The organism is Enterobacter genomosp. S (genome assembly GCF_001631805.1).
Lineage (GTDB): Bacteria > Pseudomonadota > Gammaproteobacteria > Enterobacterales > Enterobacteriaceae > Enterobacter > Enterobacter quasihormaechei.
Map to the genome: position 1 here is coordinate 37,067 of NZ_LVVA01000005.1, position 14,990 is coordinate 52,056.

Genomic DNA, 14,990 nt, shown 5'->3' on the forward strand with positions numbered 1-14,990 from the left:
GGACCTCCTTATTGCGCCTTCAGCTGCGCGGCGATTTCTTCCTGCACCCGCCGGGTCAGGACATCGTTGTCCGGAATGTTCTGGTTGTTCTGCAGGTCTTCGTAGAAGTTCGTGAAGTCCAGCGCGTCGAATTTGATTTGCTGTAACTCGGTCTGGGTGATGCCGCGGCAGTCCGGGCTGCTGGCGCTGCCGAACCCGATATGCAGCTGGCCGTTGCGCCCCTGCTGCTGCACAATCTGCGCAAGCTTTGAATCAAACTGGCAGTAGCTGCGCTTCTTCTCCAGACACACGCCCAGGGCCTTCTTCGAGCAGAATTCCCCGACGCTTACCGTCAGCTTTTTCTCCTTCGCCTTGCCGAGCGCCTTCTCGTCACTGCTGCAGCTGGCCAGGCCGACGTCCTGGCCCCAGCCGGAATCCTTGCAGCAGTTGCTGAAGCCCGCCGCAAACTTCTTGCAGAACTTCGCGCTGCCGGTAAAGGCGCGGACGTTGACGCTGTTAATCGCAGCCGCATCCTTACCCGCTGTGGCAAGGGCCGCGAGCGCCGAGACCACCGGCGCAAAGTCGTTGTTGCTGCCCTGCTGCGCGCGGTCGCACTCGCCGTCGAGGCAGAACGTGTCCCCGCCGCATATCATCACCTTGCCGGCGGTGCGCGTTTCGCAGGAGTAGGTGGCGTATTCATGAAGACAGCCGCTGCCGTCTTCAGCCGTGAAGGCGCAGCTGCGCGAGGCCAGCGTGCAGGCGGCGTTATCCGTATACGTTTTGCAGCTGCCGTTATCGGCGGCCTGGGTCATGTACGTGTCGCGGTACTGCCAGCAGGCCTGCGTCACCGGATAGGTTATGCCGTCGACGACCACCGTTTTCGTGCTGCCCGGCGAGATGCACTCGGTTTTTTTGAGCGTACCTTCGCTCTTGCTGAACGGACAGGATTCGTTCCAGACCACGTCTGGTACCCATTTTTTGGCGGGAATTTCAATCTGGAGCGTAACGGTGAAGCTGTAGCGCATATTGCTGTGCTTCCAGATTGAATCTGTAGTGGGATTGTTTCTCCTGGTACGAATGGAAAACACCATCCCAGCGCCTTTCTTCAGCTGCATACCGCTACTCAGCACCAGGCTACCGGTATCGTTATCCATGGAAATCAACCCGAAAGGCGTGGTTACTCGCATAAACCAGTTAGGATTACTGAACGCCAGACGTTTATTCCAGGAATAGGTAGCTGTTGCAGCAACAACCGTCCCTGTCACCGGCGCAGTCCATGTTCCTGTGTATCCCGCTTCGGAGGAAGCAAACGAAATATTCTGAGACTGGATAACAATCTGTTTTGTTTCAGATGTATCTTCATAGTGGCCGGTAATGCTGGCCGTGCGCGTACAGGCCTGCTCAACCAGCAGGTCGCGCTCACAGGTATAGTTGGTGAATTCGCTGCGGCTGATGTTCTGCGCGCTGCACTGTAGCTGTCCGGTCTGGCCGATGATGCTGTCAGCGCGCCCCTGCACGTCCTTACTGGCGGTAATGAACGGCGCGTCCTGAGAGATAGTCTCCTTCGGGTTGTTAATGAAGGCGTCGGTCACCGCCTTCGTGGCCTCATTGGTGGTCCAGCCGGTGGCCGCATCTGCCTTCAGCGCCCCGTCGCCGGTTGCCGTCACGCCACCGTAGTATTTTGTCTCCGCAGGCGAGGCGGTATAGCCCGGAAGCGTGGCTGACGGGTTGAAGTTACTGAGGCTGCTTTCCCCCTGCCCCTTGATCTGTTTTGCAAAGTCGGAGCCGGCTTTATACTGCGCGTCCGCATCAGCTCTTGCGTAAGCACTGAACGTGAGAGCCAGGAGCGCTAAAAGTGAGACGACCGGTACATGCCGTTTCATGCGTTGCCTCCCTTAGCCAGCAGTGCCCGCGCCTCATCGCGGCAGTCTCCCTGCTCCGCCACTTTCCCGAGCGCCTGCTTCAGGCGGAGGTTGCCGCGGATGACGTCGTGCCCACTTTCGCAGTACACCACCAGGGACGGCACGCTGGTGATGCCGTACTCACGATAGCGGTTGGGATCGATGGCCACGCCGGAGGCGCTGCCTTCCTGGACCAGCGACATGACCGCGTCAGCGGTGGCTTTCATATCGTTGTTGACCATCCCGCGCAGCACGGCGGGAATGCCGTAGCGCCGCGCCTCGGTCAGCATGCGCTTCAGGCCGGTTTCCGGAATGGCAAAGGAGACAAAGTACAGCGCCCCGTGCGTCGGCTTATCCTGCTGAGCCTCCTGCTGGCGCTGCTTCAGCCCGCCGATAAAGCGGGTGTCCTCTGCCGGGAGCGGGTTCTGCCGCACCTGCTGTGAGAGCATGTCACGCAGCGCGCCGTGGTCCTGCGCCCGCAGCTGCTGGCTGAAGGTTTCCTGGTCGCGGATGAACGCGCGATCTGCTTCAGTGTCCGCCATCGCCTGAAGGCAAACTGCCGACATCAGCAGGCCCGCGCACGGTCCCGTAATCTTATTCATGGATTTTCCTTTTCTCAGAGGAAGACGCAGTTACGCTTGCGCCAGAGCAGATAGCCGTAGTTTTTCTTCGTGTTCGGCGGGTTTCGCCCCGCTTCCCAGCGCATCACCGTCCGACCGAAGGGATGGCACTGCGCAACGTCCGGATGGGTGTTCACCATCTGGTAGCGCCAGCGGGTCTTGGGGATGATCGGCGACGGATACTCATTGCAGACCTTCGTGTCCTCACCGATGCTCTCCATGATTTGCCCCTGGCGGTGCAGCTTGAACGCCATGCGCTCGCTGACCAGCACCGACGACTGAAGGGGACTGGACTCGTTGCTCACCCAGCCGTTGAAGGGATACATCGTCCCCTGAGAGCCTGCACACCAGAACAGCGTGTCTATGGCGGTTTTCGCCGCGCTGGCCATCGCGTCGGCCGCACACGCTCCCTGCGCGATGGGGTTGGCAAAGATGACCGCTTCCGGATTGAGAATGGAGGTCAGGGCACTGTCCCCCCAGGTCGGGTCAATTTCAGACAGGTAGCCAATATCGAGGTCCCCGCCCTCAAGACATCCCACGGAGGTGATAATGTTCAGCCAGTACGTCAGCGGGTACTTGTACCAGTGGACGTGGTAGAACGCGCCGTTCACCGCCTTGTCCTCTTTCTTCGCGGTTCCCATCCCCATCTTGCCGAGGTTGATGGAAAAGCCGCCGAGGTTCACCATGCAGCCCGGCGATCGGGTCACGTCAGTCAGCGCCATCGGCTCCCAGTACCCGATGGCCAGGCCAATTCGCGCCACAGGCGTCATCGGGCAGATCTGGATGGGGCTGCCGGGGTTCTTCGTGTCCGGCAGGTCGCCGCCCGTCACCGACGTGCTGCCGAGCGAGAGCGGAAACATGCAGCGCCAGCAGATATCGGTGATCGGATTCACGAAATTGCCGTCGCAGGCCGCGTCGGCCGAGGCAGAGTGGCTGTTACCCCAGAGCAGCAGCCCGATGAGTGCGGTAAACAGCGTCCTCATGGCGTGCCTCCCGCGTCATGCTCCGTGAGCAGCGGGGGAATCATCTCCACCTGCAGACGCAGCCCACTTGGCGCTGCCGTCACCCGGGCCGGGACCTGGCTGATGCCGAACCGCGCGGTGAGCGCGCCGTTCTGATCGAAGAAGATCCGGCTGTCGAGCGCCTCCGAGGTCTGCGGGATATTGCCGCGCACCAGGATAATGCGCGAAACCAGCGTGGCGGGCTTCTGGCGCCGCACCCACGCCAGCTGGTCAGGATCGTCGCCGTCGATAAAGAGCAGCGTCTGGTTAAAGGGCACCACCGCCAGCGGGTTAAACACCTGGCCCGCGCGGGCAAAGACGTTGCCGTGCCCGTCGGCCAGGTCCCTGTCCACCCGCACGCTCGGATCAAACCAGCGCTTCTCATAGCGCACCGCGCGGGTGATCCCCGCCACGGGCGGCGGGCGCTGGCTGTTGCGCACCACCCGCTCCTTAAAGTCTCCCATCTTTTTATCCATCTCGCCGGACTGCTGTAGCGCCTGAAGCCGCTGCTCAATCACGGTCAGCATGTCCGGCTCCGCGACCGGCCACAGGTCGCCCCAGGTACCGAGATCTGACGCGGCAGTAACGGAACTCAGCAGCATCATGCTCAGGGCAAGGGCGCGCATTACGCCCCCTCCTTCATCCGGCGGGCCACGTCGGTCTGGATTTCACGCGTGATGTCCGGTGCCCCCTGCACCACGGCAGGGGCAACGAGGATGAGTCCACGGTGACGTACCTGCCAGTCGCGCAGGCTGGCTTCCAGTGAGGCGTTAAAGCGCTCCGAGAGCGCCTTCGTCTGCGCCTCGTCGAGCGAGCGGCGGCTCGCGCTGTCAAAGAGGGCATCCACGGTCGCCTTCATGTCAAAGGCGGCCACGGCGGGCATGCTGAGGCGGCAGGTCAGCCAGCTGATGCCCGCGCTGGCAACCAGCGTGCCGGCAATCAGCGAGGCGGTGAGTAACGTGCGTTTTTTCATCGGATTTTCTTCCCTTCATGCTCTTCCAGCCAGCGCTCCAGCGAGGCCATTTCCGGTCCGGACTTTTTCCAGGCCAGCTCCCACACTGCGTCATGAATGCTTGCCCCCTCGCGCCGTCGCTGCTGCACAAACTCGAAGTCGGGGCCGTCTGAGGAGTACATTGCCCGGCTGAGCGGGTCGACGAACAGGCGGTGCCAGGACGTGAGGTGCTCAACGGAGAGCATGAAGCTGCTGAACCAGTTGTCCTTTGCGCTGCCGAAGCGGGCAATCATGTCGCGTTGCAGCTGCGAGTACTGGTCCGGGTACAACTGGTTGTACTTGGCGAATTCCTTGGCCGACTGCTTGAGGATAATTTTGTAGGAGGAGTTGCCCCATGCCGCGCGCGCGGCGCTGGAGGCCGTATCCGAGTCAAAGTCGACGATATTCTGCGTGATGGTGATATACGACCCGGTATGGCGGCGCGCGGTGCGGTAGCCCTTCTCGATAAACGCCCCGACCTTGTTGTTTTTGAAGTCCAGCAGACGCCAGCCCTCGTCGATCACGTTCAGCTTCTTCAGGCTGCGCGGCGTACGGTACATGCGGTTCTCGATGTAAAGAATGAGCGAGAACATGACTGCTACCAGAAGGGACGGCCTGTCCTCCAGTCCGCCCAGCTCCAGCACCACCATACGGGCGTCGTCCCTCAGGGACGGCTCATCGGAGTTGAAGTAGCTGCCGTAGACGCCGTCGCGGGTGTACTGGGTCAGCAGCACCAAAATCTCATCGAGGCGGCTGCGGATGGTCGGTGAGCCTTCATACTCTCTGCTGTCGCGGGCCATCACCAGGTAGTCGACCACGTCATCGATGCGCGACTGGTTTTTCTTGGCAAGCCAGGTGGCCTTCACCGCCTTGAGCAGCAGGCCCTCGTGCACCTCGTCCAGGTTCCCGTTGGGGCTGGCCATCACCGACAGCTGGTCGCGCAGGCGCTCGGCCATCTCATCAATGGTGTCGTCAGTGATGTTGGCAAACGGGTTAAACTTCAGCGTCTCGCCGTCGAGGTATACCCCGCCCATGTTCTCGCACAGGGACTTGTAGCCATCGCCCATATCAAACACCACGGCAAAGCCGCCGGAGTCGATGACGCTGCGTATCAGGGGCTGAATAAGCCCGGTCTTGCCGGCGCCAGAGGTGCCGCATACCGCCATGTTAAAGTTGGTGTTACCCATCCCGCGGCTGAACAGGTCGATAAACGCCAGCTGATTGCGGTAGGTCGGTGCCAGCAGGCCGGAAGTGGCGAGCGGGCTGTCGGCCACCACCGGCGCGAGATTCGCCACGTTAAAGCTCTCGGCGCGCTGCACCACGCCGGACTCGCGCAGCTGCTTAAAGAGACCGCCCCCCGCCATGAACGGCAGATTCACGAGGAAATTACGCATCTGGTTAAAGCGCGGGGAGATCAGCTCAAAGCCGTTCTTGCGAAAACTGTTCAGGACGTCCTGCTCCACCTTCAGGGCAACCTCCTGGTCATCCCGGCAGAAGACGGTCATGTTGAGGAAATAGCTCACCAGCGAGGACTGGCCGGACGACAGGCGCTGGCGCAGATCGCCCCACTCCTTCGCCTCCTGCTCCACACCCGGGAAGAACTTGGCGTAGCTGGTTTTGGACTTCTTCTCGAGATCCATAAACTTCAGGTTGGCCTCGTTCTGCGCCTTCACCTGGTCCTCGACGCTGAGGACCAGCGTCAGGATAAACGGGCAGGAGACGGACAGCTCCGGGTTCAGCAGGTTGCTGTAGTTGTCGGCCATGTTCCACAGAAAGGCCATCTCCGGGTTTTTGGTCAGCTGGAAGTTCATGATGCGCGCAGTGCTGTTGCGCCCGTTCTCGCGCAGCCCCAGCGTCATATGGTCAGCCTTCACCTTCAGGTCAAAGGTATCGTCCACGCACTGGTAGTTCAGGTCCTTGAGCGGATCGAGCTCGCGCGCCGTCGGGTACAGCGCATCCGGATTGTGGTTGATCATCTCGCCGGCAATACAGATAAAGGCGTCAGCATCCACGCTGCGGGTGGAAATCTGCGCCCCCTGAAGCGAGGCGCGGATGATTTTCACCTGGTTCTCCATCTCCATTACGCTGGCCTTGCTGCCGCGCTTGCGGGGCACGCAGCAGGAGATATAGACGCGGTAGTTGCGCAGCGTCAGCGGCAGGTTGAGGTGATCGGGAAGCGGGAAACCTTCCTCGGCGGCCTTCAGGTAGTAGGCGCGCGTGATGGCGTTAAACTTCTCGGCCTGTTCTCCCGTCCAGGAGAGCTCGCGCAGGCCATACTCGATGTCGCGGCCCACGAGGTGACTGGAGACGAGGTGAATGGCCACCGGCACCTCGCGGGGAAGTTTGGTGCGCATCAGGTTTTCCAGCGACGAAACGATGGTCTCATTCGCCCCGTTGATGGGCTGCGCCTCCAGCATGAAGCCCATCGTCTTCTCGTTCATGAAGAGGCCCGTTTCGGCGTCGTAGTCGCGGTACGGCAGCAGGCGGCTGAACTGCGGGAAGCGCATCTGACCGAGGACGTCATTGGCCTCAGAGGACTCATCGGGCATCTTCAGCGCGGTCAGCAGCGCGTTGACCGTGCGTGTGACGGTATCCAGAGGGTTGCTCATGACTTGTCTTCCCTGTTTTTTTGAACAACGTTTCGCAGGCGTAGCCAGTCGGTGCGCTGTTTCCTTGAAAGACGTTTCCTCAGCACCTCATAACAGAGCGTTGTCTTGCCGCTGCCTGTGCTGCCCACAACCATAAAATTTCCCTTTTCGGCACTACTCATGCTCATCCCCACCTCTGATACTGTTTTGAATGAAACTCAAGCCGCTGCTGACACGCCACGCATACCCGGACGCCGGGCACCGCGTCGCGCCGTCCCTGCGGAATGTCGTTTCCGCACGCTTCACAGTGAGTCAGGCTCTGCGCTGCCCTGTTTCCCCGCCCTCTGGCGGCCTGAATGTGCAGCTGGTTCAGCAGATCTTCCTGCTCCTGAATTTGATCGAGTTCGTCGGCCATGACGTCTCCTGCTCGGTGTCGTCCGGACACGCTACCGCCCATCCCTTTTCACGTTTCAGGGCACGCGTGATAACGACGGATTGTTGATAAAAGGCCGCCACGTCAGGCGGCGGGAAGAAACTCAGTTAACGCGGGGCTTACCCCAGGCGGACGGTTTAACCACAAAGAACACGCGGCCCGGCTGGTGATAGACGTCCCGGGTGTCGATATAGGGGGCTATCCACAGTCCGGCTGTCTTCTCGCCCAGGCGCAGCGGCCGCGGGTCAACGATTGACTCGTAAGTCGGCTGCGGTGCCACGACGGGGGCGGCCTGACTCGCGGGCTTCACGTCAGCAGAGTGCGCAAACGGATTCGCGACGAAGTGAGATCCGCCGGGCGGTGCGCTTCGCGACGCAACGGACGGTGCAGGTACCGGAGGCGGCGTCAGCGGCTGCGCGGAAGCCGTGCGGAAGTTGCCCTCAGCCAGGCGTGGCAGCGCGGCCGCATCCGGCTTTACCGCACTTTCCTCAAGGCGTCTGGCCTTCTCGTTGGCCTGCTCAATGGTCATGCAGGTGTCGGACGTGGTGGCGTTACATTCAAAATCGCTGGCCGTACCGGCACAGCCGGCCAGCGTCAGGACGCTGGCCAGGGAGAGTGCGAAAGGGAGAGTCCTGTTCATAAGCGGTTCCTTACTGAGAGCCGGAGTCCGGCATAAACTGGTTCTTGTTAAGCTTGCCCAGCTGGTTCAGCATCTGATCGGTGCTGAAGCCGTTGAGGTTGCCCTGCGAAAGGGATGGCGCAGGCACGGGGCTGCTGTCAGCAGCTCCGGCACTGCTCCGGCTCTTCTCCTGCTCCTGCGCAAGCTCCTCGATGATCTTCAGCTGGAAGCCGTCCTGGAAAACGACGGTCACCTCATTGCCTGCCCCGATCGGTATGACCGGGTGATACTGCTCGGCGCGCTTGATGTAGTAATCGCTGAGGGTCTGGGCCGCTTTGGAGGCACCGCCGCCAATCCCCATCTTCATGACGTCACCCGCGCCCAGCGAGGCGGTGGCACCCAGACCGACCGACGGCTGGGAGGCGCTCTGCACGCCCTGACCGATGCCGTCAACGAAGCCCGCGCCCCACGCCCAGCCCAGAATTTTGCCGTTGCGCATGACCACCTCACCCTTGATGCCGTTCTTGCCCATGAAGCTGACGTGCCCCCTGATCGGCTGGTCGATGGTGACGCCGTTTTTCAGGCAGCTGATGTTGCGGGTGCGCACGATGGCGCGCTCGCTGGACACGTCGCCCCAGGCCTCAAGACCGATAAAGCAGCCGGTCAGGTCGTAGCTTTTGCTGTTGGGCATTTCAACGCGGCCCGTAATGCGCAGCTGCATCGGCACGGTGGACTCGTTGCCGGTGACGGACGCGTTGGCGTCAGCGCCCTCGATCAGCATGGACCTGGCAAAGCTGCCGGACGGGATGTACGGCAGGGACGGGCCCTTTTTATCCTCGCGGACAAAGCTCTGGCGGCGCAGCTGGTTAGGGACCGGAATGGGCTGGTACTGCACCTGAGGCGGCGGCGTCACGCCGTTACCCGGATAGAACGCGGTCGGCGGAGGCACTGCACCCGCCTGCGTCTGCGGCGGGAAGGCCACAGGCTGAGGTTCCCCCTCCGGACCTGGTGCGGGCACCGGCGGCTGCGGCGCGGGTTCGCCCGATGCAGTTACGGGGTTAACGCCCAGCGCGCTGACCTGCGCGGTAAGCGCCGCGTTATCCTGGGTCAGCCTGTCTATCTGACGCTGGTAGCTCGCCTGCCCCTTGCTGAGCAGATCCAGCTCGCGACGCATCTCTTCGTAGTGTTTTTTCATATCAGACGCGGTGGCCTGCATCTCCGTGGTGGCGTGCTGCTGCACCTTCGCGTCAAAGGTGCTGTCGACCACGCCCGTCATATCCGGGGCAGGCTCGTTTTCTCCCTGCGCGGCAGAGGCGCCGTCATAGCGGGCGTCAGCCAGATACCAGCCGCCCCCGCCCACCACGCCGACACTGGCCAGCACGATGCCCAGCCAGAGGAACTGCTTGCGCTTCACAACGGCGTTAATGCTGGCCATGGTTCGCCTCCCCGCTGCTGATGATGTACACCTGCATCGCGCCGCCAGCCATGAGGCTGCGGGCCGGTTCGGCAAAGAGCACCGCGCGGATACCGTTCTGCCAGAAATCGCTTTCAGATACGCGGCGAACCTCAGCGCTCCGGTTAGTGACGCGGTAGCGCACCACCTTCAGATGGTTGCCGACCCAGACGCGCTCGGCGCTGGCCAGCAGGCCCGGCGGCGGCGTCAGCGACTCGCGGGTAACGGGAAGCTCGTACCACCCTTCCGGCAACCTGCCGCCCAGCAGGTGCTGGCTGAGGGAGACCAGCGTGGTCTCATACGGTGAGGATTCCTCCCAGCTCCGTGCCGCCTCTCCCGTACCGGACAGCTCGCTGACCAGGCGCACCGTTCTGCCCGCACCCGCACGCGGTACGGCACGCACTGAGAAGTTCAGGCCCCGCTCGGTCTCAAGGATGAAGGTGAACGGTTTCTTGTTCAGGGTGCTGACAATAACGCCACCGCTGGCCGTCTGCTCCTGGCGGGTCAGCTCGCCGTCGAGGCTGGTGAGGGCCGTGACGCGATCGCCCGCCACGGTGAAGAGGTTGGGATCGGTATTGCTCAGCGCGATGCTGGCCTGACCGCCGTTGGAGAGCGGTACCACCGTCGCGGTCTGCGCCTGAGGCGCTGCGATGCCGTGGCCACAAACGAACAGCAGCATCGCGGGCAGGCTGTGGCGCTTATTTCTTCTCATCGGTGATTTCTCCAAAATGGCTGAGCCAGCTGATGCCGTCCTCGCGCTCAAACGTGAGCACGTAATGCTTCATGTCCGGATAGGGTTTAGAGTCGCCTATCCAGGTTTTCAGCTGTCCGCGCACCTCCACGCGGCTGATGGCGGGATACACCTGCACGCTGGTCATGTAGAAGGCGGAGTTAACGTTGTTGTCCTTGATGCGCTTCGCGTCCTCGGCAAGCTTGATTTTCAGTTCGTTCTGCGCGGCGGGACGAACGTAGGTGAGCAGCTGCTCGTGAGACGCGTTGACGGTCTCCGGCGTCACGTTCAGTCGCAGGGCAATTAGCGAGAGCGCCATCTGTTGCAGATAGGAGGCATCCGACTGGTTCTGCGACACCGCGAACGGCGCGCGAAACAGCATCGGTGTGACCACCGTTTTTTGTTCGTTTTGCAGGCGATAGTTATTCACGCCCTGAATAACGTTCGTGATGCTGCTCAGAAGCAGCAGCGTCCCCATCGAAATAAAACCGATGGCAATAACGCGCTGTGTACTAAGGCGAGCTCCATGTTCCATGTATTCGGTTCCGTTTATTTAATCCACTGGCGGTAGCAGGAGTCCGGGACGTCGTGAAATATTCCCCGCAGCAGCGCGGTCGGCATATACCAGTACACGAGGTCGCGCAGCCAGGCGCTTCCCCGCCCTTTCTTGAGTTTTTTTATTGCGAGATACGCCAGCACCGCCGCAATAATTCCGGGGATGTAGTGCTGGGTCCAGAAACCCCAGCCGATACACACGGCGGCAGGGATCAGCTCGTCCACGGGCAGGCCAAACCAGCGGCTCTGGTTGGTCAGCGTTTCCGGAAATCGGTATTTTTTGAGAGAGTCGTCAGCCATATTTCAGTCCGCATGTCGGCTGGCAGCAAAATAAGCCGCCAGCCGTTTTCAGGGCAAAGCAATCCCCTGAGCGCGATGCGCCCATAAATACTTTTTCAGGTATTAAATGGAGATCAGTACTAACCCGTGAGGGGGATTAATATCCGGCAACGGACATACCAACCGTCACGAACACCGACAGAATTGCGAAGCCAGCAAGGAACTTCAGGTTCTTGGTGGTCATATACATGACGGCCCCGACGAGTACCTCGGCGAGGATCACCCATTTGACGACGCTGGAGTCCTTACCGAAGGTGCCCTTCACGGTATCGTCACCGCTTGCCATCAGATCTTTACCCGTAGAGGCGGCCAGAACTGTTTCAGGGAAGAATGCCGCAACGGCAGCAACGGGCAGCGCAACTTTCAGTGCCTTAAGGAAACCCAGCTTGCTGAATTTCTTTTTAGCCGGAGCAGAAGTTACGTCATTCATTACAGATACATCAGTCATTTCATTAGTCCTTTAATTAACTATTTACTTAGTTCATAAAAAATTCTGATCAATGCTTTTGAAAATCAGTCAAAATTATTGGGTATTACCTCCACCATATCTGCGTTGTAAAAATCGGGAAACTTGACCAGATGGTCATGTAATCGCTCCCGTACCTCATAGGTTTTGCACCAGCCACTACGATTTTTGGCATTAATCAGCTTCAGGTTGGTTTCATCATCGAATCGAACCGTAAGATATTTCTCATGAGAAAAAACCGGGTTTTCCATAATTCTGAACATTGGAAAGCGTCGAAGATGATCCTTTATTCTGTGCAATGCCTCAAAACTTCGGCTTCGCGCACTTCTCGATACTGCTAAAGAAAGTAAAGCTTCGGTTTCATCATCAAGCCTAACCCTGACTGTATTTCCTGTAGCAGGAGCGCTGCTAAATCGCCTCACAACTTCCTCCTAATAAATTTGCTACAAGGAGATCTTAACCCAAAGAATGACCAAAAACGATACACCAAGGTACCCAATATTTTTACATACAATTAACATCACATATTTCGACTAAATTATAAATCTGGACGATACCTCTCCCTTATAATTCTGAATGCGTGATCATGTATACTTTGCAAATAACCTCCAGCCTTAAGGTACAATATCATCTCATCTTTATTATCAATCCCCAGAGTTTGATAGCATTTCGAAATTCTTTTTTTTGTGGTATTTACAGAGACACTTAAAATACGCGCGATAAATTCGTGAGTAAAACAAGTAAAGTACAGGCAAAATGTATGATACACATTAGGTTCAAATACTAAAATCGGATTCCTGACAGGCTTACCTTTGAAGGTGTTTTTTGAATCAGCCCTGCTTACTTCATCACTATAAACTACGTTTTTAATGAATGACCATGATGAGCAGAAAATGCCTTCATATAACACCTTTTGAAAAAGCACGATACACTCAAATGAATGATCCCGGAAGGCTTTACTTAATACGATGCAGTCCGAGGAGCTGAGAATTGCTATCTCGCACTTTAATAACTCAAGTTGTATATAAGTCGGTAAATTGTTAAACCACTTATCCTCATTATATTCATGGCCTTTTACAACCTCAGAGAATTTTGCATTTGAATATAAGAAATGGCCCTCTGAGCTTCTTAAGCATAAAGGGTAATCTAATGAAGATAAAAAAAGTGAATTATCTCTCATCATTTCTGATTGACGAGGACAGAACGAAGGAATAGGATCACGCGCACTCATAGAGCCTCCCTTGAAGGTTTTGTGGGTAGCTGGTAAGGAGGGGCCTAATCCCTCCTTACCAGCGAATCGGCAATAATTGCCGCATCAGATTTTAGTTAAGTCACACTTAAAATATACCTTTACCTTCATTTATTGTCATTAAAAAACCGCAGATCAAAATTATTTTTTTAGACCAAAAAAAAGTTAATCATTCTCGGAATTTTCCACATCTTCCGGAAAGAAGTTATTTACTATCGCCTGAACATCTTCCCGTATGTTCTGCACCATAGATCTGAACTCAAACTTTTCGTTCCCGGTCAAATGAGGACTCATGGATTCCATGGCCAGCAGTTTACTGGAAATAAACTGTGATTTAAGGACAGCTTCGAGAAGCGTTTTATTGAAAAGCATCTGATTGAAGGGAGACTCCTTGCGCTCCATCTGCGCCTCATAAACCCGCAGCCCCAGCTCGACGAGCATTGAGATAACGCTGGAACTGCTCACATCTTCTTTTCTGGCACCCTCTGCCCGCCGCTGTTCGACGATGGCATTTATTTTATTGACCACGTCATCGCTTACGTATGCCTGTATCTTTGCCATAGCTCAGATCCTTTTTTTATGCTGTGGAAGGATAATATTTCTACTCCTGAAATTCGCCGTTTATCCGGCAGAACTCAGGCGGATTGCCTGCGATTCATCCAGTAGTTTTATGACGAATCGTCGGCGATTCTCATGGCGGATTGCCGGCGAATCACCATTACGTAACTTTATGAAAATAATATTGTGAATCGTATATGAATCGCCAACGAATCTCCAGAGATTCATCCAGTAGTCACGAATGAATCTTTTAGACTATCAAAGTGAAATTGAGTGCAATTCTAAAATTATAAGTGCATGACTTTAAAAGCCAATCAGCAAAAAGTACGTTTTGCGTGGGGTGTGGTGCTTTTGTGGTGAGGAGTGCATATTTGTTGAATACGGCTTCGGGATGGATTAACGTATTTCCGGCATAACGCCCGGAGGAATAAATGAAACGGATCGTCACCCTGATTATATCGCTGGTTTTATCTGGTTCGCTCAGTGCCGCAGACTGTTTCGATCTTGCGGGGAAGGATTACAGAATAGATCCGGATTTATTGCGCGCAATATCCTGGAATGAATCCAACTTTCGCACGGACGTTAAAGGATACAATCCGGTTTCGGGGTTCGGCTCCGGACTCATGCAGGTCGATTCCCAGCACTTTAACGAACTGGCGCGATACGGAATAAAACCGGAGCATCTGCTTACGGACCCGTGCATGAATATTTACACAGGCGCCTACTATCTCGCTATCGCATTCAGGAAGTGGGGCGTAAGCTGGCAGGCAGTCGGCGCATATAATGCAGGTTTCAGAAAAACAGAGAAGCAGGCGCAGAGAAGATATGAATACGCACGTAAAATTGAGGCAACGTACAGGGCCATCAAGGAGAGCAAAAAATCCAGCGCCATCGTTAAGAAGTAAAAAAAGGCTCATTAATGAGCCTTTTTTTACTTCTTAATGGTCAGTCAATCGCCCGCCATATCAAATGACGTTCAGGGTGTTTGATGATGCTGATATAGTCTTTAAGCGCATCCTGACGGGCAATTAATCCTTCGCACAGTCGTGAATATGCCGGACCCATTTCCGACAATTTCCAGGACAGTCCGTTCATCACCATCAGCGTGGCTATGATGCCCGCAGCCTGAGCACTGACCTCCGCGCTGAAATAGTTTCCGGCAATATCCATTTTAAACGTCTGCTCACCGGCTGGCGCAATAAACCCTGTCGTGACCTGTGTGGCAATTATCGTGTGTGGCGCTATTTTTCCCTGCACTCCCTTCGGGATCAAAAAATAATCCCAGTTACCGCCGTCGTAATCCGAACTGCGGCGTAACCAGTCCGCAGCCAGCGTGTCACCCACTGGCGAGCAAAAAAGAAACGGAACAATCCTCATTTTTCTTTCCGGCATTTCCACGCGGCAGCTTTCCGTAAATCCGGAATTAAACGGTTTGGCTGATTCATTAGTGGCGGTGTTGACCTTTTGCGTGCGCATTTTTCATTTCTCCTGTCTGAATAAAAAAACGG

The 14,990-nt window shown here is 56.9% G+C and carries 18 protein-coding genes; 1 reads left to right on the plus strand and 17 read right to left on the minus strand.

Translation table 11 applies throughout. The features are described from left to right. Positions 1-8: 8 nt before the first annotated feature. From traN to traM, 16 genes are all read right to left on the minus strand, one after another. The gene (traN, locus tag A3466_RS05630; protein WP_063449756.1) at positions 9-1,862 is read right to left on the minus strand and encodes a type-F conjugative transfer system mating-pair stabilization protein TraN; all 1,854 of its coding nucleotides are present in this window, start codon (positions 1,860-1,862) and stop codon (positions 9-11) included. Further along, entirely contained in the window at positions 1,859-2,482 is a 624-nt protein-coding gene (gene trbC / locus A3466_RS05635; RefSeq protein WP_063449757.1) for a type-F conjugative transfer system pilin assembly protein TrbC, read from the minus strand. The genes traN and trbC overlap by 4 nt, the downstream gene beginning before the upstream one ends. A gap of 14 nt (positions 2,483-2,496) precedes the next feature. Beyond that, entirely contained in the window at positions 2,497-3,483 is a 987-nt protein-coding gene (gene traU / locus A3466_RS05640) for a conjugal transfer pilus assembly protein TraU (RefSeq protein WP_063449758.1), read from the minus strand. After that, positions 3,480-4,127: a type-F conjugative transfer system protein TraW gene (gene traW, locus A3466_RS05645; RefSeq protein ID WP_063449759.1), complete on the minus strand. Its 648-nt coding sequence runs from the start codon at positions 4,125-4,127 to the stop codon at positions 3,480-3,482. The genes traU and traW overlap by 4 nt, the downstream gene beginning before the upstream one ends. Then, the gene (gene trbI, locus A3466_RS05650) at positions 4,127-4,474 is read right to left on the minus strand and encodes a type-F conjugative transfer system protein TrbI (RefSeq protein ID WP_063449760.1); all 348 of its coding nucleotides are present in this window, start codon (positions 4,472-4,474) and stop codon (positions 4,127-4,129) included. The genes traW and trbI overlap by 1 nt, the downstream gene beginning before the upstream one ends. Next, on the minus strand, positions 4,471-7,101 hold the full coding sequence (traC, locus tag A3466_RS05655) for a type IV secretion system protein TraC (protein ID WP_063449761.1): 2,631 nt from the start codon (positions 7,099-7,101) through the stop codon (positions 4,471-4,473). Before traC ends, trbI begins: the two co-directional genes overlap by 4 nt. A 163-nt stretch (positions 7,102-7,264) precedes the next feature. Further along, a complete protein-coding gene (locus tag A3466_RS05660; protein WP_063449762.1) occupies positions 7,265-7,495 on the minus strand; it encodes a TraR/DksA C4-type zinc finger protein in 231 nt (76 codons plus the stop codon). A 121-nt stretch (positions 7,496-7,616) separates the two neighbouring features. Then, positions 7,617-8,153, minus strand: a complete 537-nt coding sequence (gene traV / locus A3466_RS05665) for a type IV conjugative transfer system lipoprotein TraV (RefSeq protein ID WP_063449763.1) — start codon at positions 8,151-8,153, stop codon at positions 7,617-7,619. Between the two features lie 10 nt (positions 8,154-8,163). Beyond that, positions 8,164-9,567, minus strand: a complete 1,404-nt coding sequence (gene traB, locus A3466_RS05670; protein ID WP_063449764.1) for an F-type conjugal transfer pilus assembly protein TraB — start codon at positions 9,565-9,567, stop codon at positions 8,164-8,166. Continuing rightward, positions 9,554-10,297 carry a type-F conjugative transfer system secretin TraK gene (traK, locus tag A3466_RS05675; protein WP_063449765.1) on the minus strand — a complete coding sequence of 248 codons (744 nt, stop codon included), beginning with the start codon at positions 10,295-10,297 and terminating at the stop codon, positions 9,554-9,556. The genes traB and traK overlap by 14 nt, the downstream gene beginning before the upstream one ends. Then, positions 10,284-10,850 carry a type IV conjugative transfer system protein TraE gene (gene traE / locus A3466_RS05680; protein ID WP_063449766.1) on the minus strand — a complete coding sequence of 189 codons (567 nt, stop codon included), beginning with the start codon at positions 10,848-10,850 and terminating at the stop codon, positions 10,284-10,286. The genes traK and traE overlap by 14 nt, the downstream gene beginning before the upstream one ends. 14 nt (positions 10,851-10,864) lie before the next feature. After that, positions 10,865-11,170 (minus strand): type IV conjugative transfer system protein TraL, encoded by a 306-nt coding sequence (traL, locus tag A3466_RS05685; RefSeq protein WP_063449767.1) that lies wholly within the window; start codon positions 11,168-11,170, stop codon positions 10,865-10,867. Between the two features lie 136 nt (positions 11,171-11,306). Further along, on the minus strand, positions 11,307-11,657 hold the full coding sequence (gene traA, locus A3466_RS05690) for a type IV conjugative transfer system pilin TraA (protein WP_046622497.1): 351 nt from the start codon (positions 11,655-11,657) through the stop codon (positions 11,307-11,309). A 65-nt stretch (positions 11,658-11,722) separates the two neighbouring features. Continuing rightward, positions 11,723-12,097 (minus strand): TraY domain-containing protein, encoded by a 375-nt coding sequence (locus A3466_RS05695; protein ID WP_063449768.1) that lies wholly within the window; start codon positions 12,095-12,097, stop codon positions 11,723-11,725. 116 nt (positions 12,098-12,213) lie between these two features. Further along, complete coding sequence (locus tag A3466_RS23310; protein WP_131797703.1) at positions 12,214-12,906, minus strand: hypothetical protein; 693 nt, start codon at positions 12,904-12,906, stop codon at positions 12,214-12,216. A gap of 183 nt (positions 12,907-13,089) precedes the next feature. After that, entirely contained in the window at positions 13,090-13,485 is a 396-nt protein-coding gene (gene traM / locus A3466_RS05700; protein WP_063449769.1) for a conjugal transfer relaxosome DNA-binding protein TraM, read from the minus strand. Positions 13,486-13,913: 428 nt separating this feature from the next. Between traM and A3466_RS05705 the strand changes: the two genes are divergently transcribed. Next, the gene (locus A3466_RS05705; protein ID WP_063449770.1) at positions 13,914-14,387 is read left to right on the plus strand and encodes a transglycosylase SLT domain-containing protein; all 474 of its coding nucleotides are present in this window, start codon (positions 13,914-13,916) and stop codon (positions 14,385-14,387) included. A 40-nt stretch (positions 14,388-14,427) separates the two neighbouring features. Here the strand turns inward: A3466_RS05705 and A3466_RS05710 are convergent, their stop codons facing one another. Beyond that, positions 14,428-14,958, minus strand: coding sequence for an antirestriction protein (locus A3466_RS05710; protein ID WP_063449771.1), 531 nt, complete (start codon positions 14,956-14,958; stop codon positions 14,428-14,430). Between the last annotated feature and the right edge of the window lie 32 nt (positions 14,959-14,990).